The sequence below is a fragment of the Thiomonas islandica genome (genome assembly GCF_055383445.1).
This window is the reverse complement of record NZ_AP042391.1, coordinates 1878689-1899434: the sequence shown is the minus strand read 5'-3', so window position 1 is coordinate 1899434 and position 20746 is coordinate 1878689. Positions and strand designations below refer to the sequence as shown.

At 66.1% G+C, this 20746-nt stretch carries 17 protein-coding genes and 1 riboswitch; of the genes, 9 read left to right on the top strand and 8 right to left on the bottom strand.

The genetic code is table 11. The features are described 5' to 3' along the window. Positions 1–29 precede the first annotated feature (29 nt). The 4 genes from ACZ47F_RS09350 to ACZ47F_RS09335 form a co-directional block, all read right to left on the bottom strand. The gene (locus tag ACZ47F_RS09350) at positions 30–2372 is read right to left on the bottom strand and encodes an acetamidase/formamidase family protein (protein WP_464924452.1); all 2343 of its coding nucleotides are present in this window, start codon (positions 2370–2372) and stop codon (positions 30–32) included. A gap of 92 nt (positions 2373–2464) precedes the next feature. Then, positions 2465–3502, bottom strand: a complete 1038-nt coding sequence (locus tag ACZ47F_RS09345; RefSeq protein ID WP_464924451.1) for an acetamidase/formamidase family protein — start codon at positions 3500–3502, stop codon at positions 2465–2467. Positions 3503–3572: 70 nt separating this feature from the next. Next, positions 3573–5180 (bottom strand): amino acid ABC transporter permease/ATP-binding protein, encoded by a 1608-nt coding sequence (locus ACZ47F_RS09340; protein ID WP_464924450.1) that lies wholly within the window; start codon positions 5178–5180, stop codon positions 3573–3575. 12 nt (positions 5181–5192) lie between these two features. Then, positions 5193–6128, bottom strand: coding sequence for an ABC transporter substrate-binding protein (locus ACZ47F_RS09335; protein WP_464924449.1), 936 nt, complete (start codon positions 6126–6128; stop codon positions 5193–5195). Positions 6129–6464: 336 nt separating this feature from the next. Between ACZ47F_RS09335 and ACZ47F_RS09330 the strand changes: the two genes are divergently transcribed. From ACZ47F_RS09330 to ACZ47F_RS09295, 8 genes are all read left to right on the top strand, one after another. Beyond that, complete coding sequence (locus tag ACZ47F_RS09330; protein ID WP_464924448.1) at positions 6465–6857, top strand: RidA family protein; 393 nt, start codon at positions 6465–6467, stop codon at positions 6855–6857. 260 nt (positions 6858–7117) lie between these two features. Continuing rightward, positions 7118–7218: riboswitch (guanidine-I (ykkC/yxkD leader) on the top strand. Positions 7219–7278: 60 nt separating this feature from the next. After that, positions 7279–8286, top strand: a complete 1008-nt coding sequence (locus ACZ47F_RS09325) for an ABC transporter substrate-binding protein (RefSeq protein ID WP_464924447.1) — start codon at positions 7279–7281, stop codon at positions 8284–8286. Positions 8287–8367: 81 nt separating this feature from the next. After that, positions 8368–9378 carry a fatty acid desaturase family protein gene (locus tag ACZ47F_RS09320; protein WP_464924446.1) on the top strand — a complete coding sequence of 337 codons (1011 nt, stop codon included), beginning with the start codon at positions 8368–8370 and terminating at the stop codon, positions 9376–9378. Positions 9379–9383: 5 nt separating this feature from the next. After that, positions 9384–10136: an SDR family NAD(P)-dependent oxidoreductase gene (locus ACZ47F_RS09315; RefSeq protein ID WP_464924445.1), complete on the top strand. Its 753-nt coding sequence runs from the start codon at positions 9384–9386 to the stop codon at positions 10134–10136. A gap of 37 nt (positions 10137–10173) precedes the next feature. Then, positions 10174–10941: a creatininase gene (locus ACZ47F_RS09310; protein ID WP_464924444.1), complete on the top strand. Its 768-nt coding sequence runs from the start codon at positions 10174–10176 to the stop codon at positions 10939–10941. Position 10942: 1 nt separating this feature from the next. Continuing rightward, positions 10943–11614 (top strand): cysteine hydrolase family protein, encoded by a 672-nt coding sequence (locus ACZ47F_RS09305; RefSeq protein WP_464924443.1) that lies wholly within the window; start codon positions 10943–10945, stop codon positions 11612–11614. Then, positions 11611–12393 (top strand): N-acyl homoserine lactonase family protein, encoded by a 783-nt coding sequence (locus ACZ47F_RS09300; protein WP_464924442.1) that lies wholly within the window; start codon positions 11611–11613, stop codon positions 12391–12393. The genes ACZ47F_RS09305 and ACZ47F_RS09300 overlap by 4 nt, the downstream gene beginning before the upstream one ends. Further along, on the top strand, positions 12393–13082 hold the full coding sequence (locus ACZ47F_RS09295; protein ID WP_464924441.1) for a hypothetical protein: 690 nt from the start codon (positions 12393–12395) through the stop codon (positions 13080–13082). Before ACZ47F_RS09300 ends, ACZ47F_RS09295 begins: the two co-directional genes overlap by 1 nt. Before the next feature lie 312 nt (positions 13083–13394). Here the strand turns inward: ACZ47F_RS09295 and ACZ47F_RS09290 are convergent, their stop codons facing one another. Beyond that, entirely contained in the window at positions 13395–13757 is a 363-nt protein-coding gene (locus tag ACZ47F_RS09290; RefSeq protein ID WP_464924440.1) for a helix-turn-helix domain-containing protein, read from the bottom strand. A 294-nt stretch (positions 13758–14051) separates the two neighbouring features. Here ACZ47F_RS09290 and ACZ47F_RS09285 point away from each other — a divergent pair, with 294 nt between their 5' ends. Then, on the top strand, positions 14052–14372 hold the full coding sequence (locus ACZ47F_RS09285) for a CzcE family metal-binding protein (RefSeq protein ID WP_464924439.1): 321 nt from the start codon (positions 14052–14054) through the stop codon (positions 14370–14372). A 51-nt stretch (positions 14373–14423) separates the two neighbouring features. On the opposite strand, the gene atzF is transcribed toward ACZ47F_RS09285, so the two are convergent. The 3 genes from atzF to ACZ47F_RS09270 all read right to left on the bottom strand — a co-directional run bounded on the left by atzF (position 14424) and on the right by ACZ47F_RS09270 (position 20732). Next, positions 14424–16229, bottom strand: coding sequence for an allophanate hydrolase (gene atzF / locus ACZ47F_RS09280; RefSeq protein WP_464924438.1), 1806 nt, complete (start codon positions 16227–16229; stop codon positions 14424–14426). Further along, entirely contained in the window at positions 16230–19844 is a 3615-nt protein-coding gene (gene uca / locus ACZ47F_RS09275) for an urea carboxylase (protein WP_464924437.1), read from the bottom strand. It lies immediately after the preceding gene. 159 nt (positions 19845–20003) lie between these two features. Further along, complete coding sequence (locus tag ACZ47F_RS09270; RefSeq protein WP_464924436.1) at positions 20004–20732, bottom strand: urea carboxylase-associated family protein; 729 nt, start codon at positions 20730–20732, stop codon at positions 20004–20006. Positions 20733–20746: the final 14 nt, after the last annotated feature.

Below are 20746 nucleotides of genomic sequence, written 5' to 3'. Positions count from 1 at the left end.
AACCGCCGGCAAGCCCGCAACACGCGGCCTCAAACCTGGGACACCCCGGCCCGGAACAAAGCCTTGCGAACGATGGCGTGAACGCCGACGTTGCCGTCAACCACCTGGGTGATGCCGAAATCCACGGCGACCGACATCAGCGAGATGGCCTCGTCCTCGCTCAGGCCCTGCGAGGTCATCAGGAACCGCCGAGTCTTGCGGAAGGCGTCGCGCATAGCCAGATCGATGGAGGACTTCTCGTAAATCGCGCTGCAGGCCTTGTCGCCGAACTCGGTGAAATAGTCCGGATGGCTGAAGCCGTGCAGAACCCATTCGTCCGCGGTTTCCACCAGCGGGTAGTCGATGTCGGCATAGGGCTCGTTATGCAAGGTCTCGGCCTTGTGCAGCACGATCTGGAACACGCCGGTGAGCGAGCATTCGATGGCCGTGCCGCAAAGCTCCGAGTCGCCCTGCGAGGCGTGCGGGTCGCCAACCGACAGCAAGGCACCCTCGACGCCGACCGGCAGATAGACGCTCGCCCCTTTGCCCACCCGCCAGTTGTCGATGTTGCCGCCGAAATAGGCCGGCGGGATCGAGTCGACCATGCCGACCTCGCGCGGCGCCACCGCGATCACGCCGAAATGCGGACGCACCGGGATTTTCACGTTCTTCAGCACGTCGTGGTTCTCGACGATGCTGCCGCGGTCGACAGGAATGCCCGGATAGTCGATGGTGGGATGCACCACGCCGCTGGGATCGCGCTGCGGCGTCCAGCGGTAGTTGTAGACCGCGTGCGCGCAGGCTCCGTGGCCGTGGCTGCAGTCGATCTCGTAGATCGTGACGACCTCGCGCGGCTTGGGCTCGGTGAGCAGCTCGCTGTAATGAAAGCCCCACCACGTGGCGGCGTTGCTGCCGAACACGCGGCCCGCGAACTTGGCGTTCGCCGAAAGCCGGGGAAGCACGTCGATGATGCGCACCTCGAGCACATCGCCGGGGCGCGCGTCGTGCACGTAGATCGGGCCGGTGCAGATGTGCACGCCGAAGCCTTCGCCGCTGCCGCGTCCGTAGATGGACGCATCCGACGGACCCGCGCCGCGCCGGTCGACGTTCTTGCGCTCCGGCGTCCAATGGAACACGCTTTCCGCGCCCGAATCGCCCTTGATCATGCGCTCGTAGTCGTCGTAGGCATGCTGCGTCAGCGTTTCGATGGTGACGAGATCGCCCGAGTTCACGCGCAGCACCGGAGCCAGCGACTGGCTGAAATAGCCCCAATGAATGGTCTTGTCGCTGGCGCGGAGATGATGGTGTTGCCCCGCGCCCGGCGCCGCTGCCGGCTCGGAATCCACAGTCGCGCCCGGCGCCGGCCGATCGCCAGTCACAGGCGGCGCGTCCTCCCGGTAACCGGCCGGCCAGCCCCGATGCGCCACGACGCGCAGGCTCTGCTGGCTGGCCTCGCTGGCCTGCTGGCGGTATTGCCGTGGCGAGACCTGGAATTGCTCGCGGAACGCACGGCTGAAGTGCGCCGCGTCGTTGAAGCCCCAGCGGAAGCAGATGTCGGAGACCGACAGGTGGCTGTAGAGCCGGTTGGCCAGATCCGCCCGGCAATGCTCCAGACGCTTTTGCCGCACATAGGACGAAAAGGTTTGACCGCTGGCTTCGAACAGCTTTTGCAGCGTGCGCTCCGACGTCCGCTCGCGCCGGGCCAGTTGGCTCAGGCTCAGGTCGGAGTCGCTCAGGTTGGCGTCGATATAGCGCAGCAGGCGGTTGAACAGCGCACCATGGGAGGCGCGCATGCCACCCTGCGCCGCGATGACCCCACTTTCGGCCAGACTGGTGATGACGAACTCGGAGAGCGTCTGTTCAATCGACGTGATCTGATCGTCGCCAAGGCTCTCGAATGATTCTGCCAGCGCGCCCAGTGTTCCTGCAAAGACGCGTCCGATGCCCGAGCGTCCCGACAAGCACCCCGCAGAGAGTGTGAGCGGGGCGGGAAGCCGCGCCTTCAAGGGTTCGCCGGGAATGCGCACGATGAACTGGCGGAAATCCGACCCGAAGCTCATTCTCAACTCGGCTGCAGACGTGCTGTAGACAATGTCGCCCGGCACGACCGTCACGGCATGTCCGCCTTCGAACAGGGTCGCCTTGCCGGCGATGTGCAGCGAGAGCCAGACGGCGTCCGGGTGATCGACCATGCGCTCGATGGTCTGCGGGGAGGAACTGATCCGAGCCAGTTCAATCCCTTGTGGCGAGCGCCCGGCCAGCACGGTGCCGTGCATGGGCGTGTCGTTGCCGGCCATCTCCGGGCGCAACCAATGCTGCTGCAAGGTCTCGCGCCATGCCATGGGGCGTTGCTGCACTGGATAGGACTCTGTCGTGAAGTACTCGGTATGCACGTTGGGCTCTTCCCGCAAGACCCAGTGGGAACAGCAAGAAACGTGCCGCTTCAAATCAGTCTCCACGCTGCAGGCCTTGCAGCACTGACGACCTATGTTCCAGTCTTCGTCACACGCGCGGGGAAAATCCCGCGCGGCATCTTGCAGTGCACGCCTTGGCGCCCGTCGACGACCTGGGTGACGCCAAAGTCAGCGCTGACGCTCATCAGCGAGTAGGCGTCGTCGCGGCTCAGGCCATGCTTGTCGACCAGCAGCTGGAGCATGTCCCTCGCCGCGTTCTTCATCGCCACATCGAGGTCTTCGTCGAAACCGTGCACGATCCATGTGTCGGGTGTTTCGAGCAGGGGCGATGGGAAGTGGAAGTCCTTGCGCAGCACGACCTGGAACATCACGTTCAGCGATGCCTCGATGGCGGTGCCGCTGATCTCGCCATCGCCTTGCGAGATATGCGGATCGCCGATCGAGAACAGCGCGCCGGGCACTGCCACCGGGTAGTACATGGTCGAGCCGGCGCCGATGCGCCAGTTGTCGATATTGCCGCCGTGCGCCCCCGGCGGCACCGTGCTCACCCGGCCCATGGCGTCCGGCGCCACCCCCGCGGTGCCCAGGTGCGGGCGCACCGGCACGCGGATTCCGCCGAGCGCCGGCTCGCAGGTGCAGGTTCCGCGCCGGATCAGCCTGCCCGGCACCAAATACTTGCCGGGATAATCGAACGCATAGAGCGCGCTGGCGGTGTTGCAATCGGGCTCGATCTGATAGATCGTCACGCGCTCCTTCTCGCCCATCTCCTTGTAGAGGTGTCCCCAGTGCGCGGCGAGGTTGGATCCGTAGCGAAAGCGCGGCAGCATTTGCAGGTAGCGCACCTCGAGCATGTCGCCCGGGCGTGCATCCTCCACGTGGATCGGGCCGGTCATCAGATGCACGCCCGGGTTCCGGTCTTCCTCCGGAATGGTTTCGTAAAGCGCCCGCACCGCGTCGTCCATCATCAAATCAGGCGCGTCGCCAGCGTGATGCGTCACGGCCTCGGCACGCACGACATCCCCGCTTCTGATGCGCAAGGCGGGGGCCAGACCTGCATCGAAATAGCCCCAATGCACCGTTGCAAGCGTTGCAGGCAGTTCATGAAACATATTGGCTGCTTCCTCTGGTTGGTTGAACACTAAAGACACGACCTGCCCTTGCTCGCGTTCGGCTCGCGGGTCATAGCGCGAGGGCCGAAGTCTGGCCGGCGTTCATCACGCGGATGAAGCGCGCCGTCAGCGGATGGCGTGGATGGCTGAGGACGTCATGGGCCGGACCTTCCTCGACCACATGGCCATCCGCGAGAAAGACGACCCGATCCGCCACTTCTTCGACGAACCGCAGTTGATGGGTGGAAATGATCATCGTGAGCTTGTCCTCCGTCGCCAGCTTGCGGATCACCTCCAGAACCTCGCTGACCATTTCCGGGTCGAGCGCGGAGGTCGGTTCGTCGAGCAGGAGCAGCTTGGGCCTCGGAGCAATCGCGCGCGCGATGGCCACGCGCTGCTGCTGTCCGCCGGACAGGTGGCGCGGCAATGTGTCGGCACGGTCGCCGAGGCCGACGCGATCGAGCAGTTCCTGCGCCCGCTGCGCGGCGGCCTCGGGCGACCAGGCATGGACCCAGCGCAAGGGCCCGGCGATGTTTTCGATCGCGGTCAGATGAGCGAACAAATTGAATTGCTGAAACACCATGCCAACGCCGACTTCGATGCGTTGCCTGGCCACCGCGCTTGGCGACAGCACGATACCGCCCGCCGAGTACCCAACCCGGTGACCACCGATCAACACGGCGCCCGAATCCCAGGATTCGAGACGGTTGATGCAGCGGAGCAATGTGCTTTTGCCAGAGCCACTCGGCCCGAGAAGCGCGATGATTTCACCCGTGCGGACTCTCAGGCTCAGCCCACTGAAGACCTGACGTGGGCCGTAGCGCTTGGACAGATCCTGGATTTCGACGGCGATCGGGCCATTGGCCAGATCAGCCGATCTGGCCATGCGCGCTCCGCGTGTCTCCGGGGCTGCGGTCTCAATCCCAGCTACCTCCGGGTGTGCGACAGTCGAAGCTGCCGCACCCGGAGGGCTTTGCGCGGATGGGCGCCGAGTCAACAGGCTCCGAAGACCAGCGCCGGGAGATCGTTGCCGGTCAAGATCGAGCGCTCGTTCAGCGAGTAGCTGCAGAGCAGCCACAGTTCCCGTCAAAACGAGATAAAGCAGACCGGAGGCAAAAAAGACCGAGAAGAAATCGAAGGTCGACGATGCGAGCTGCGTGCTGCGCAGGGTCAATTCCTGGACCGAGATGAAGGATGCGAGCGACGAGTTCTTCAATGCGCTCACCGCTTCGTTGCCGAACGCTGGCACCATCGTGCGTATGGCCTGGGGCGCGATGACCCGCCGCATCAGCACGAACGACGACATGCCCAGCGCCTGGCCCGCCGCCACCTGGCCGCGGTCCACGCCGAGGATGCCCGCGCGCAAGATCTCGGCGATGAAAGGCGCCTCGTTGGCCGCCAGCGCAATGCCGGCCGAAGCCATGGCGCTGAGCCGGATGCCGAAGTGGGGAAGCGCGTCGTACACGAACACCATCTGCAGGATCAGCGGCGTGCCGCGAAAGATCACCGCATAGGTGCGCGCCATTGCCGACACCAGCGGCTGGCGCGACAACTGCATCGCGGCAAGCACGATGCCAACCCCCAGGCCGCCGACGAGCCCCAGCACCGTGACCTGCAAGGTCAGGACGATGCCGTGGAGCAGGTAGCCCAGGGTCAGGTAGTGGACAAACAAATCCACGTGCAGCTCCGGTCACTTATCGGTGATGATGGTGGGCGGCTCGATGGCGCCTTGATCCAGGCCCCATTTCTTCATCATCGCCAGCTGCATCCCGGACTTCTGGATTTCGCCCAAGGCGGCCACGATGGCGTCGCGCAGCCTGGGGTTGCTCTTCGACACGCCGATGCCGATGTGATAAGGCAGCGTGACGGCCAGCGCCTTGCTCAGCTTGTCGGGATAGGCCTTGACGGCTTGATCGACGGTGTTCACGTCATTGATGTACGTGTCGGCACGCCCGGCCAGCACGGCCTGAATGCAGGCGGCGTTGTTGTCGTACAGCTGCAGTTGTGGCGCCGGCTTGCCGGCGGCCTTGCAGGGTTCCGCCAGGTTCTGCACCAATGGCACCTCGACGAACCCGGTGTTCTCGGCTGCGGTCGTCCCGCACATCGACAGGTTGATGCCGGTGATGCGCTTCGGATTGCCCTTGGCGACCAGAACACCGTCGAAGACCTTCGAGTAAGTGATGAAGTCGGCGGCTTTGGCGCGCTCCTTCGTCGCGTAGATGTCCGAGATCACGAGGTCGGCCTGGCCGCTTTGCAGCGTCGGCAGCAGTGCCGCGAATGCGACGGGTGTGTATTTCAACGAGAAGCCCAGGCAACTTCCGAGCGCCTCGGCGAGATCGATATCGAACCCGACATAGTGGCTCGGGTCTTTCGGGTCCAGCGCCTCGTAGCCCGGCGTATGCGGGTTGATGGCATCGACCAGCGTTTTTCCTTTGAACTCCGGATATTGGGCTTGCAGCGATTGGCAAACCGGTGATCTCGCGAGATCGGCAGCATGCGCGGAGCCAGGACTCGCAGCCCAGGCTAATGTGGCAAACAGGGCCACGAACAGCCATTGGCGCCAGCCGCGGCCGGCCGCTCCACCTTGTGACCACTGCGTACCCAGGCATTCCGTGTCAGTCAACATGTCAAATTCTCCGGTTGTGAAGAGGCAAGTCCGTGGGGATGCAACCCCGTACATCACCGTGTCGATCGGCGAACGGCGGATCAACAACGAGCCGTTGTGCAAGGCGTGAGAAAGATGCTAGGCAGCGCGTCGACTTAAAGCTTGCGCTGCAGCGCACAATCTCTTGTCCAAAACCGCAACTTTGTCCGGTACCCCGAAATGGCGGCATCTTCCGGGCATGCGGATGGCGCAATGGCGTGGATTGCGGGCTTGTCTTGTGCAAATGCAGCACGTCTTTTTATGATCCGGGAACGCGTCATGCTCCTGCTGGCGCGCCTCCAACCACGGACCTTTCTCATGTCCCCCATCTTCCACATGATTTCAGGCGCCCCGGACCCGGTGGCGCCGTTCAGCCATGCCGTCGAAGCCGACGGCTGGGTTTTTGTCACGGGGCAGATGCCATTCAGCGGCACGTCGCTGGACTCGCCCTACCCCGAGGGCATCGAGACGCAAACGCACCAGGTGATGAAGAATCTCGCAACCGTGCTCGAAGGCTGCCGACTGACGCTTGCGAACGTGGTTTCCGTGCGCATTTTTCTCCTGCATTTCGACTCCGACTACGACGCGATGAACCGCGCGTATGCAAGCTACTTCCCGCCCGGGCGGCGGCCGGCCCGCACCTGCGTGGGTGTGTCGGGTCTGGCCAAGGGCGCGCGCGTCGAGATCGACATGGTGGCCAGGCGCGACTGACCGGCGCATGCGAACCCGGCGGCATCATTCGCGCGCCGCGTCAGCGGCTGCCGGATGGCGCGGCTCAAAAGCAGGGCGGCATGTTCCAAACCGGTGCTTTTCGCACCAAGAGGTGACGGCGCCGGCGTCATGCCCGCTCGCACGTGCCCATCCACCCCCGGTGTGAGACCCGCTGCGGTTCGATGCCCCTCCAGGCACGCTCCTTGCATGGCTGTTGGAGCACGGAATTGGTGGTTGATTGCCAATTGTTGTTTTGCGTTTGACAGGGCAGCTAGGGTTCCGGCTTCTTCGCGAAGTGCCTGGTCCGAGAGCAGCCCGGCCTCCTCTGGAGGCTCCACGGAGGGATAAAAGCCCGGGAGAAAAGCGTCGTCACCGCTTTCTTCCGTGCCCGTTCACAACCCTCACACTCGGAGCCTCAACCATGCCGTTCACCCGCAGAGCCGTCTTGCGCACCTTCGCAAGCCTTGCCGCCTTCGCCTCCCTCACCGTGTCGGGCGTGCAAGTCGCCCAGGCCGAGTCCACCATGAACATCGGCACCGTGGTCTGGATCGGCTACGGCCCCTTCTATGTCGCCGATGCCAAGGGCTTCTTCAAGAAGCACGGCTTGCAGGCCAAGCTGCAGAATTTCAACGATCCGGCGCTCATCCCTTCCGCCATCGCCAGCAAGGCCGTCGATGGCGGCATGCTCACCTATGACCAGGTCATCGGCTCCGACGCCAAGGGCCTGCATCTCCAGGTGGTGATGCCCATCGACTACTCGAACGGCGCCGACGCCATCGTCGCCAAGACGGACATCACAAAGATCACCGAGTTCAAGGGCCAGAAGATCGGCTACAACCCGCTGTCGCCCTCGGACTTCCTGCTCTCCTACGCGCTGTTGAAGAACGGTATGGGCGAGAAGGACATCCAGTCCATCAGCATGACCCCGGAGCAGGTGCCGGCTGCCATGGCCTCGGGCGGCATCCCGATCGGCGTGACCTATGAACCCAGCCTGTCGCAGATCGTCGCCATGGGCGGCGGCAAAAAATTCCACGTCGTGTTCTCGTCCAAGGACGCCCCCGGCCTGATCACCGACGTGCTGGTGTTCAACAAGGACTACATCGCCGCGCACCCGAAAGAGGTCAAGGCCTCCATCGAGGCCTATCTCGACGGCCTGGCCTATATGAAGTCCCACCCGGATGACGCCGACGCCATCATCGGCAAGGCCATGGGCATCTCGGCCAAGGACGTGAAGGATCAGATGTCCGGCGTGTTCAACATTCCCCTGAGCGGCATGGTGAAGACCTTCACCAAGTCCACCGCGACCACCTCGCTCTACGGCAGCGGCCCGGTGATCGGCAAGGTGCTGATGGGCAAGAAGCAGATCAGCAGCATTCCCCCCATTGCCGAAACCTTCGACGCCAAGTTCGTGATGGAACTCGCCAAATAACGAAAAAGCATTGCCTCGGTGGCGCGTGACGCGGCTCGGCCGCGCTGCGCGCCACGCCGGGAGCCAAGCTCGGAGACCACCATGGCCAGCACCCTGTTCCGCTACGACGACGGCGCCGTTCCCAACATCCTTGCCCTGGGCTACATGGCCGCGGGCTATCTCGCGGGCGTGGGCCTGCTGGTCGCGCAGGCGTGGTGGCTCAACGCCCTGGGCGTGCTGCTGCTCGCGCATGCGTTGACCTATTCCGCCTATTTCCTGCACGAATTCGCGCATGGCGCGATCTTCAAATCCAACGCCGCCAACCAGCGCGGCGGCACGGCGATGAGCTGGATCAACGGCAGCTGCTACGCACCGTTCGCCGACCTGCGGCGCAAGCACATGCGGCACCACATCGACCGCGCCGACGTCATCACCTTCGATTACAAGCGCTTCCTGCGCGAGGCCCCAGCGTGGGTGCGCGCGCTGGTGCTGGCGCTGGAGTGGGCCTACATCCCGGCGGTCGAATTCATCATGCGCGCCTACGTGATGCTGCTGCCCTTCATCGAGCCGCAGCGCGCTGCGGGCCGCAAGCGCATCCTGGCCGTGCTGGCCGTGCGCCTGGCGTTTTTCGCCGCGCTGGCATGGATCTCGCCCAAGGCGGTGCTGCTGTATTTCGTCGCCTACCTGTTGTTCGTCACCGTGCTGCGTTTCGCCGACGCCTACCAGCACACCTACGACGCCTTCGCCGTGCTCACCGGCGGCCGCATTCCCAACGACAATGTGCGCGATCACGACTACGAGCAGCACAACACCTATTCCAACCTGGTCTCGGTGCGCCACCCCTGGTTCAATCTGCTGCTGCTCAACTTCAGCTATCACAACGCCCACCACGAGAAACCCACGGCGCCCTGGCACCGACTGCCGGCTTTGCACCGCGAGCTGTATGCCGACAAAGATACGCAGGTGCTCCCGATGTCCACCCTGCTGCGCGGCTTCCATCGCCACCGCGTCAAGCGCGTGCTGAGCGACGACTACGGCGTGGTCAAGGCCGGCGCGGACAAGGCCCAGGATTTCTACGGCGCGGTGGGCGTGTCCTTCCTCACGGCGGTCTGAAGCGCATGCGCGACGACTTCTCGGGCAGAACCGCGCTGGTGACCGGCGCCGCCACCGGCATCGGCCGCGCCATCGCGGTGGCCATGGCCGAGGCGGGCGCGACGGTCATCGTCAACCATCTCGGTCGCGCCGAATTGGCGGATGAAACCGTGGCGCTAATCGCCGCTGCGGGTGGATCGGCCTGGGCGGTGGAGGCCGACGTGTCGCAGGGCGCCGCGGTGCGCGGCATGATGGACGCCTGCCTGCAACGCCACGGCGTTGTCGACATCCTGGTCAACAACGCCGGTATCCTGCTTGAAAAACCCTTTCTGGACATGCGCGAGTCGGAATGGGATCACGTCCTGGCCACCGACCTCAAGTCCGTGTTCCTGTGCTGCCAGGCTGCCCTGCCCGCCATGCTGCGCCGCGGCGGCGGCTGCATCATCAACGTGGCGTCGGAACTCGGCTACCTCGGCCGCGCCGGGTTCACCGCCTACACGGCGGCCAAGGCCGGGGTCATCACCCTCACACGCTCGCTGGCGCGCGAGTTCGCGCCGACGGTGCGCATCAACGCCATCGCGCCTGGGCCGGTGGACACCCCCATGCTGGCGCTGGACCAGATGAGCGCGGCCTGGGCGGCGAAGGAAGCCGACGTGCCGATGGGCCGCGTGGGGAGACCCGAGGAAATCGCCGCCACCGCCGTGTTCCTCGCCTCCCCGCACGCCAGCTATTACTGCGGCCAGACCCTCAGCCCCAACGGCGGGGCGCTGATGGCCTGAACGCGACGGCGCAACACGACCAAGAAAGGACGATGGCATGAACCCCGTGATGATGGACCGCATGAGCTGGATCGCCTACCGCGACCGCATCGCCGAAGACAGCCCGGTGGTGTTCCTGCCCTGCGGCGCGCTCGAACAACACGGCCCGCACCTGCCGCTAGGCACCGACGCGCTGCTCGCCACCGCGGTGTCGGCCGGTGTCGCCGCGCGCATCGACGGCATCGTCGCGCCCGCGCTGAGCTATGGCTACAAGTCGCAGCCCAAATGCGGCGGCGGCCAGCACTTCCCCGGCACCACCAGCCTGGATGCGTCCAGCCTGATCCAGATCACCCGCGACGTCATCCGCGAACTGGCCCGCCACGGCGTGCGCAAGCTGGTGGTGGTGGTCGGGCATTACGAGAACCAGTGGTTCGTCACCGAAGGCATCGATCTGGCGCTGCGCGAACTCGGCCCAGCCTGCCCGCTGCGGGTCATGCGCCTGGAATACTGGGACTTCCTCACCGAGCAGACCCTGGCGCGCGTGTTCCCCGACGGCTTCCCCGGATTCGCGCTGGAGCACGCCGCCGTCATCGAAACCTCGCTGATGCTGCACCACCACCCCGAACTGGTGCGCATGGACCTACTGCCGGACGACGGACCCGCGCAGTTTCCGCCCTACGACACCTATCCGCCGCGCCCGCAATGGGTGCCGCCGTCGGGCGTACTGTCGTCCGCGCGCGGCGCCGACGCGGCCAAGGGCGCGACCATGTCGCAGGAACTGACCGAACGCCTGGTCGCCGCCATCCGCGACGAGTTCGCCGACTGAGATGGACGCCCTCGCCCCCATGCCGCTTGGCCGCGACACCGCGCTGCTGATCATCGACATGCAGCGCGACTTTCTCGACCCGCGCGGCTATGCCGCACACGCCGGGCTGAACACTGCCCTACTGCGCGCGGCCATCCCTGGCGCGCAGCGCCTGCTGCACGCCGCGCGGCGCCGGGGTCTGCTCGTCATCCACACCCGCGAAGGCCACCGCGCCGACCTTTCCGACTGCCCTACCGCCAAGCTGCAGCGCACCGCGCGCGCCGGCGCCCCCATCGGCACGCCTGGCCCGCTGGGCCGGCTGTTGGTGCGCGACGAACATGGCCACGGCATCGTCGATGAACTCGCCCCCCGGGCCAACGAACCCGTGGTGGACAAACCCGGTTACAGCGCCTTCCACCAGACCGATCTGCAGCAGATCCTCGCCGCGCAGGGAATCCACGAACTGGTGCTGTGCGGCGTGACCACCGAGGTTTGCGTGCACTCGACGTTGCGCGCCGCGACGGACCTCGGCTACCGCTGCCGCCTCGCCAGCGACGCCTGCGCCTCGGCTTTCCCCGCCTTGCACCAGGCCGCGCTGGACATGGTGACAGTGGAAGGCGGCATCTTCGGCAGCGTGCATACCAGCGCGGAGCTCGCCGGGGCCATCGACACCCTGCCCCAGGAATCCCCATGACCCAGGTTTTGCGCATGTGGCCGCTGCTCACCGCCACGCACCGCTACGACAAGTCCATCTCCACCCGCAACCGCGGCCAGGGCGAGATCATCGAAGCCCCCATCCTCGCCTATCTGATCGAGACCGCGCAGGGGCGCATCCTCTACGACGTGGGATGCGATTACGGCAAGATCGCCGACCCGCGGCTGCGCGAGCGCTACTACGCCCCGCAGACCTTCGCCTTCGGCGCCCCCGACATGCGCGAGGACCAGCGCCTGCCCAGCCATCTGGCGCGGCTCGGCCTGAGCCCGGCGGACATCGATGTGGTCTTCCTCGGCCACCTGCACTTCGACCACGCCGGCGGCCTGTGCGAGGTGTGCGGCGCCGAGGTGCATGTGCAGCACGACGAAATGGCCGCCGCGCGCAGCGGCCTGGACCCCGCCTACTTCCCGGACGACTTCGCCGGCAGCCATCGCTGGAAGCTGATGCGCGGCGAATACGACCTGTTGCCCGGCGTGCGCGCGATCTCCAGCCCCGGGCACACCGCGGGCCATATGTCGCTGTGGGTCGAACTGCCGCGCGGCGCCCCCGTGATCCTCTGCGGCGACGCCGCCGACCTGGAGGAAAACCTGCGCGACGAAATCGCCCCTGGCATCTGCTGGCAGGACCGCGAGGACCAGGCCATCGCCAGCATCCGCAAGCTCAAGGCCCTGGCCACGCGCGAGCAGGCCATGCTGTGGCCCAACCACGATCTGGCGTTCTGGAAAAGCCTGCGCCACTTTCCCGAATTCCACGACTGATGTCCGACACCGTCCCCCCGCACTACCAGGGCCTGTGGCGCCGCACCCTGCTGACCGCGCCGGGCCTGCGCGACGACACCACCCTCGTGTTGTGGCTGCAGACCGCGCAGTGGCACGCCGACCTGCGCATTCCCGCCGATCGGCCGCCATGCAAGGGACGCACATCCCTGCACGATTGCAGCCGCGACGAGTTGCTCGGCCTGCTGCGCCAGGAAGGTTTCGCCGGCATCACCCAGGTGCAGGGCGACACCTGCGAATGGCTTCGCCAGTTGGACTACCGCCCCACGGGCCGGCGCGATCTCGGCAGCATGGCCTTCTCGCCGGCCTGCGACGCCATCGACGAAGTCGGCATCGAGGCCGATTACGCCGAACGCTGGGAGCGTGAGCCGCAAGGCAGCGGCACACAGGCCATGGTCCACGTTCCGGACGAACGCGCACCCGTCCTATGGCTGGCCTCGGGGTCGTGTTTCATGCGCGTACGTCCGCGTGCCATGCGCGCGGAGGAGGTTCGTGCCGCCTGGACCCGGGTACAAAACGGCTCCGCGCACGACGAGGAGCTACGCCAGCTGGCCGATTTTGAAATCTCGTTTGGTGACATTGCGCATGGGCAAGGGCAAATCATCCACTCCACCCTGCCCTGGTTAGAAGGGGCGCGACTCAAGCCCTCCTGTCCGGCTGTCTCCGGTTAGCGCCCGGTCCCGCGCTGGCGAGCGATGCGCCGCGACCACCCACAAAACCAAGGAGACGTAGCGCGTTTTGCAACAGTCAGCAAAGCCGCCGTTTGCATACCCCTGACAGCATGCGGCGTAATACTCCCCTAAGTTAGATTTAAGTCACCAGGCGAACACTGCAGTCGTCCGCGATGCTTTGGATACCGCGGCGTTCAGCAACCGGGGCTTGGCCCCACTTTCCTGGAGTTGATCATGAACAAATTCTCAGCCCTTCTCGCCATTGCCGGCCTCGCCACCGCCGTGAGCGCTCAAGCCGCCATACCCACCCGGCTATTTGGCGCCAAGCTCTGCTGCCATCGTGCGCGTGCTCCAGTGCGTGGCGGCTTCGGGTTTGGTCTGGGTGGTCAGTTCTACCAACCGCGACACATCCACCTTGGCCGGTGGCGCGCCGCGCGGCAGATCCCGCTCGATGCCGGCAAGTCGCGACTCGGCGTACCGCTTACGCCAGCGTGCAACTTGCACACGGCCCACGCCTAACTGCTGGGCGATGGCCTTGTTCTGCATCCCCTCCGCGGCCAGCAGCACGATGCGGGCACGCTGTGCAAGCCTCACGCTCGACAGCTTGGAGCGCACCAGCTTCGACAATTCGGCATGCTCTTCGTTGGTCAGCACGATCTCGGGGGCCACTCGCATTCACTTCTCCACTCTGCACGTATCGCCCATTGGAGAAGCGGGATTGATATAAATTCCATCAAGATCGCGACACTACACTAGGCAGACGCTCCTTGCAGGGCTTGCGCTGCGGCGCACAATCTCTTGTCCAAAACCGCAGCCTTGCCAAACGCCTTGTGCCGCGCACCTCTAGAGGGGCCTTGGCAGGGCTTGCGCAGCGCAACGCCGCCCTCTTGTGCCGTTGCAACAGGCTTCCTTATGATCCGGCGACACCGAGCCTTCGGGCCGGCATTGCCTTGAACCTGGGAGATCACCATGAAAAAATTATCAGCCCTTATCGCCATTGCCGCCCTTGCAACAGCCGTGAGCGCCCAGGCCTCCGCGCCAACCTCGCTGCTTGGCAACACAGTGCCCGATTCCACGGCCAACCGCGTCGTACAGATCTCACCGAGCACCAAAGACCTGAACGTGAAGTGGGGCCAAAGCGTCGAGTTCCAGAGCCAAGGCAAGTCATTCACCTATGACTTCAACGGCCCGCGCGCCGACGCCCGTGTCAATCTGCAACGCGTAGCCCCAGCCGGCGTGATCAACCATCCGGTGTATGCCTACGTGGGAAGTTTCCCGAAAAACTATTGAGCTTCAAAGCCTTGCAGTGAAGCGGTGGATCATGGACATGCGGTGCTTACCTCAAGCCGTGCGTTCAGCCGCCGTGAGATATGTCCGCCAGCCGCCGAATGCGGTGATGTCGCGGGCCCCTTCGATGCCGATGCCTTCGCAGATGAAACCGCTCACCGTGCTGCCGTCCTCGAGTTGCAGACTGCCGATGCCCAGCGGCGCGGGGATACCGGCAACGAAACTGCCGAAGGTGCTGACAGGCAGTTCCCACACTTCACAGGCAATGGCCGCGCCGCCGCTGGCCACGCGGACCAGGCCTGGGCGCTTGCCGTCGGGCAGCGCATAAAGTTTGTAGTCGGGCACGGTACGCGTTTTGGCCACTAGGCGACCACCGCGTGAAGTGAGTTGTCCGTTCAGTGGTAAGCCGCTGAGATGGGCGCCCACCACCGCGACGCGAACCTGGCCGCTGGGCACAGCGGAAGGCACAGCCTTGGACTCCGCTGCCGGTGTGGTTTCAACCGCGCCGCAAGGTCTGTCGACGCTACGCTGCCAGCGTGCCGCGAGATGCAGCAGCGGCACGTCCTGGTGCGCCGGCGCGAACAGCGTGACGCCGAACGGCAGGCCGTCGCTACGGAAACCGGCGGGCACGGCGATGGCGGCGTAGTCCAGCAGGTTCATGAAGTTGGTGTACAGGCCAAGGTCGGTGTTGCGCGCGATGGGCTCGGCCAGCATTTCGGCGCGGGTGTAGATGGTGCCCGCCGTCGGCGTGATCACGCAGTCCACGTCCTTCCAGATCAGGTCGCAAATGCGCTTGAGTTCGCGCAGCCGGTACTGTGCGGCGAAAGCATCGGCGGCCAGCGGTTTGGCGCCTCCGAGGATGATTTCGCGCGTCACCGGAAACAGGGCCTCGGGCTGGGCGTCAACGAAGGCTCGGATGGCCTGGTAGCGTTCGGCCACCCAGGGGCCGCCGTAGAGCAGACGCGCGGTGTCGAAGAAGGGCGTGAAGTCCAGCTCCACCGCTTCGCCACCCAAGGATTGCAGCCGCGCCACGGCCGCATCGAACAAGCCTGCGGCTTCGGCGTCGCCGAAGAACTGCAGGTCCTTGCGCGCGGGCACGCCGAAGCAAAAGCGCGGCGCGGCGCCGAAGTCGAAGCCATGGGGCTGGGCGGCACGCGAATACGGGTCGGCCGCATCCTCGCCCAGCGCCACGCCGAACACCTGCTGCGCGTCGCTGGCCGCCAGCGCGAAGATGGACACCACATCCAGCGAGCGGCAAGCGGGCACCACCCCGTGCGTGGACAGCAGGCCGCAGGTGGGCTTGAGACCGACGAGGTTGTTGAACGCGGCTGGCACGCGTCCGGAGCCCGCCGTGTCGGTACCAAGGGAGAAGCTGGCGAGGCCCAGCGCCACGGACACCGCGGAGCCGGCGCTGGAGCCGCCGGAGATGTAGTCGGGATTGAAGGCATTGCGGCAGGCACCAAACGGCGACCGCGTGCCGTTGAGCCCGGTGGCGAATTGGTCGAGATTGGTCTTGCCCATGGCGATGGCCCCGGCGTCGAGCAGCTTCTGCACCACGGTGGCCGATTGCGTCGGGGTGTAGGCATAGGAGGGACAGGCGCAGGTGGTGGGCACGCCAGCCAGATCGATGTTGTCCTTGATCGCGAACGGCACGCCGAACAACGGCATCCCCTCCATGCCGCGCGCCTCCAACTCGCGGGCACGCGCCAGCAGGCGCTCGCGCTCGGGCGGGGTGATCCAGATGGCGTGGTCTGGGTAGCGCGCATTGCGCGCCAGCAGTTCCTCCACCAGTGCCGTGGGGGTCAGGGTGCCGTCGCGGTAGGCGTCCAGCAGGGCGGGAATGGTCAGGCTCGTGGACATTCAGGTCTCCGTCAACACCAATAAATTCTGGCCGGCGCTCACCGCACCGCCTTCGTGGCACAGCAGTCGCGCCACCACGCCGTCGGCCGGCGCAGCCACGTTGATCTCCATCTTCATGGACTCGAGGATGCACAGCACGTCGCCAGCCTTCACGGTCTGCGACGGCTCGACGAGCACCCTCCAGACGCTGCCGGCAACGTGGCTGGCCACCAGACGGCTTCCCGGCGCGAGATCGAGCTCGCTGTCGCTGGCTGCCTCGGCCACATTGGCGTCGTTGGCCCAGTCGGCCTGGCCGCTCTGTTCCCAGCGTTCGCGCTCCTCGGCGAAGGCCTGGCGCTGGCTGGCGCGAAAGCCGGCGATGCTGGTGGCGTTGTCGTCGAGGAAGCGGCGGTAATCGGCGAGGCTGAAGCGGTCCTCACGGATGTCGAGCTGGTAGCGCCCATGCAGAAAGTCGGCGCGGATGGTGGCCAGCTCCTCGGTGCTCACCGGGAAGAAGCGGATCTGGTCGAAAAAGCGCAGCAGCCAGGGCTTGCCATCGGTGAACACCGCCGTCTGGCGCCAGCGGTTCCACATCTGCAGCGTGCGGCCGACTAACTGGTAACCGCCCGGCCCTTCCATGCCGTAGACGCACAGATACGCGCCGCCAATGCCCACCGCGTTCTCCGGCGTCCATGTGCGTGCCGGGTTGTACTTGGTGGTGACCAGGCGGTGGCGCGGGTCCAGCGGCGTGGCCACCGGCGCGCCCAGGTACACGTCGCCCAGGCCCAGCACGAGGTAGCTGGCCTCGAACACGATGCGCAGCACGTCATCCACGGACTCCAGCCCGTTGATGCGACGGATGAACTCGATATTGCTGGGGCACCACGGCGCGTCCTTGCGCACGCCGGCCATGTACTTCTCGATGGCCAGGCGCGTGGCTGGATCGTCCCAGCTCAGCGGCAGGTGCACGATGCGCGTGGGCAGCTCCATGGCCTCGGCGGGCGGCAGCGCGTCCTCGGCCTGGCGCAGCGCGTCGAGCAGTGTACGCAGCGGCAGCCGGCGGTTGTCGTAATGAATTTGCAGCGAGCGGATGCCCGGCGTGAGGTCGACGATGCCCGGCAGGCCGGACGCGGCAATCCACTGCATCAGCGCATGCACGCGAAAGCGCAGTTCGAGGTCGAGCACCAGCGGGCCGTATTCGACCAGCAGATTTTTATCCCCAGCCACACGGTAGGCCACGCCCACCGGATGCCCGTCCTGCGCGCCGCGCTGCGCGACCACGGGCGACTCCAGCGCCGGCGCGGCCGCCAGCGGCGGGTCGAGCGGTGGACCGTCGGGCATGTGCAGGCTTTGCAGCGCGGCGTCCTGCGCGGCTTCCAGCCGGGCGGCCTCGTCCAGGCTCACGGGCACGAAGCGCACCGTGTTGCCGGGGCGCAGCTGGCCCATCTTCCACAGGTCGGCGGCGACGATCACGCCTGGGCAGACGAAGCCGCCCAGGCTGGGGCCGTCGGGGCCGAGCAGGATGGGCATATCGCCGGTGAAATTGATGCTGCCCACGGCGTAGGCGTTGTCGTGGATGTTGGAGGGATGCAGGCCGGCCTCGCCGCCATCGCTGCGCGCCCATTGCGGTTTGGGGCCGATGAGGCGCACGCCGGTGCGGTTGGAGTTGTAGTGCACCTCCCAGTCCGTGGCGAAAAGCATGGCCACGTCGTCGTCGGTGAAAAAATCCGGCGCGCCATGCGGGCCGTAGCGCACGGCAATTTCCCAATGCGCGGCATAAACGGGCCGTGCAAGCGCGGTCACCTCCACGCCTGCCGTCGCCTGCGGATTGAGACCCATGTGCAGCACGTCGCCGGCGCGCAGGGTGCGCCCGGCATGGCCGCCGAACTGCCCTAGCGTGAAGGTGGCGCGACTGCCGAGGTACAGCGGCGCGTCGAAGCCTCCTGCCACGGCAAGATAGGCACGACAACCGCCACCGCGCACGCCGCCCAGCTTGAGCACCTGCCCGGTACGCACCGCATGGCTGCGCCAGGCCGCCAGGGGCTCGCCGTCGAGCATGGCGTCCAACTCCGCCCCTGTGAGGGCAATGACGGTGTCGGCGTTGAAGCGCAGCGTCGGCCCGGCCAAGGTGATCTCCAGCGTCACGGCATCGGCCGGGTTGTGCAGCAGGCGATTGGCGGCGCGGTGCGCCAGCGCGTCCATCGGCCCCGATGGCGGCACGCCCACGTCCCAGTAACCCAGGCGGCCGGGCCAGTCCTGCAGACTGGTCTGCACGCCGGGCTCCAGCACGTCCACGGTGCGCGCGAAGTAGGCCAGGCCGGTGAGGTAGCGCGTGGTCTGGCGCCCCTGCACGAAGGTGGCGTCGGCCACGATCTGCCGCAGATAGCCCAGATTGGTCTCGAAGCCGTAGAGCCGCGTGCTCGCCAGCGCGGCTTGCATGCGTGCCAGCGCATCGGCGCGGTCGCTGCCATGCACGATGAGCTTGGCCAGCATGGGGTCGTAAAACGCGCTGACCTCGGAACCGGTCTCAACCCAGGTTTCCACGCGCACATCCGGCGGGAACGCCACCTCGGTGAGCAGGCCGGTGGCGGGCTGGAAGTTCTTCGCCGGGTCTTCGGCGTACAGGCGAACCTGGATACTGTGGCCGCGCGGCGCGTGCACATAGCCGGCGCTGGGCGACTCGCCCGCGGCCTGGCGCACCATCCACTCCACCAGGTCCACACCGCTGACCTCCTCGCTCACGCCGTGCTCGACCTGCAGGCGGGTGTTGACCTCGAGGAAGTAGAACGCGCCGGTGTCGGCGTCAAGCACGTACTCCACGGTCCCGGCGTTGCGGTAGCTCACGCTGCGCATGAGTTGCAGCGCGGTGTCGTACAGGGCCAGGCGCACCGCGTCGGGCAGATGGGGCGCCGGGGTTTCCTCGATCACCTTCTGGTTGCGACGCTGCACCGAGCAATCGCGCTCGCCAAGGTGCACCACATGCCCGGCGCCGTCGCCGAATACCTGCACCTCGATATGCCGCGCCGCCTGCACATACTTTTCCAGATAGATGCCGGCTTCCTTGAAGTTGGCGCGCGCCAGACGCTCGACCCGGGCGTAGGCCTCCTGCAGCTGGTCTTCGCTCCAGATCAGCTGCATGCCGATGCCGCCGCCGCCGGCCGTGCTCTTGAGCATCACAGGAAAACCGATGCGCCGCGCCTCGTCCAGCGCATGGCCAGCGTCCGCCAGCAGCCCGCTGCCCGGCAGCAGCGGCACGCCGTTTTGCTGCGCCAGTTCACGTGCGGTGTGCTTGAGGCCGAAGGCGCGCATCTGCGCCGGCGTAGGGCCGATGAAGGCGATGCCGGCGGCCTCGCAGGCCTCGGCGAAATCCGGGTTCTCCGACAAAAAACCATAGCCCGGATGGATGGCCTGGGCGCCGGTCTGCCGCGCCGCGTCCAGAATGGCGTCGGCGCGCAGATAGCTCTGTGCCGCCGGGGCCGGGCCGATGCACACGGCGGCATCGGCCATGCGCACGTGGACGCTGTCGCGGTCGGCCTCGGAGTACACGGCCACGGCGCGAACGCCCATGCGCTTGAGGGTGCGGATGATGCGGCAGGCGATGGCGCCGCGGTTGGCGATGAGGACGGTGTCGAACATGTAGTGCCCACCCGTCCGCCCGAAAGGCGCTGGAATCCCTGGGGGCAATGCGTCGAATGAGCTTGGGAGTTGTTTCATCCTAGGGATGCGGCGGGTCGTCCCGCAGGATCTGGGTTGTCCCGACCGGGCCGTCCCGGTGGGCGGTTGGAAGCGCCTTCGTCAGTTCCAGATCAGCAGGCGCACGGGCGTGGGGTTGTAGGCATTGCAAGGGTTGTTGAGCTGCGGGCAGTTCGAGATGAGGCACAGCACGTCCATTGCGGCGCGCATCTCCACGTACTTGCCGGGTGCCGATACGCCGTCGGCGAACTCCAACCCGCCCGCTGGCGTGACCGGCACATTCATGAAGAAGTTGATGTTGCAGGTGATGTCGCGCTTGGTGAGCGCCCCCCGGGCCGGGCCCAGCCCGGCCTGCCCCCCAAGGGGGTCAAGGACACTTGGCGCGGACCGGCGTGCCCTTGAGAGCCCGCCGTCGTACTGCCACAGGCACTTGAGGAAGGTGTCACGGCAGGAGTGCATGGGCTGCTTGTCCAGCGCGTAGCGCACGGCGTTGCTCTCGGCCGAGCAGGCACCACCCAGGGTGTCGTGGCGGCCGCAGGTATCGGCGGTGATGGTCAGCATCTCGCGGCCATGGCTGGACATCAGCTTGCTGCCGGCGGTGAGGTAGATGGCGCCCTGCTGCTTGAGGGTTTCGGTGGCGCTGTAGCGCTCGGTGAAGTCGTGCGCGTTGTAGAACAGGGTGTCGACGGCCTGGTTGCCTTCCAGGTCCACGATGCGCAAGGTTTGGCCGGCCTGGATGGGGTGCAGCCAGCCCTCGCCTGCGGGAAGCACGTGGTCGTACACGGCGGTGCCAGGGTCGAGCGGACTTTCGACGAGATTGAAGGAAGACATGGCGGATCGGTGTC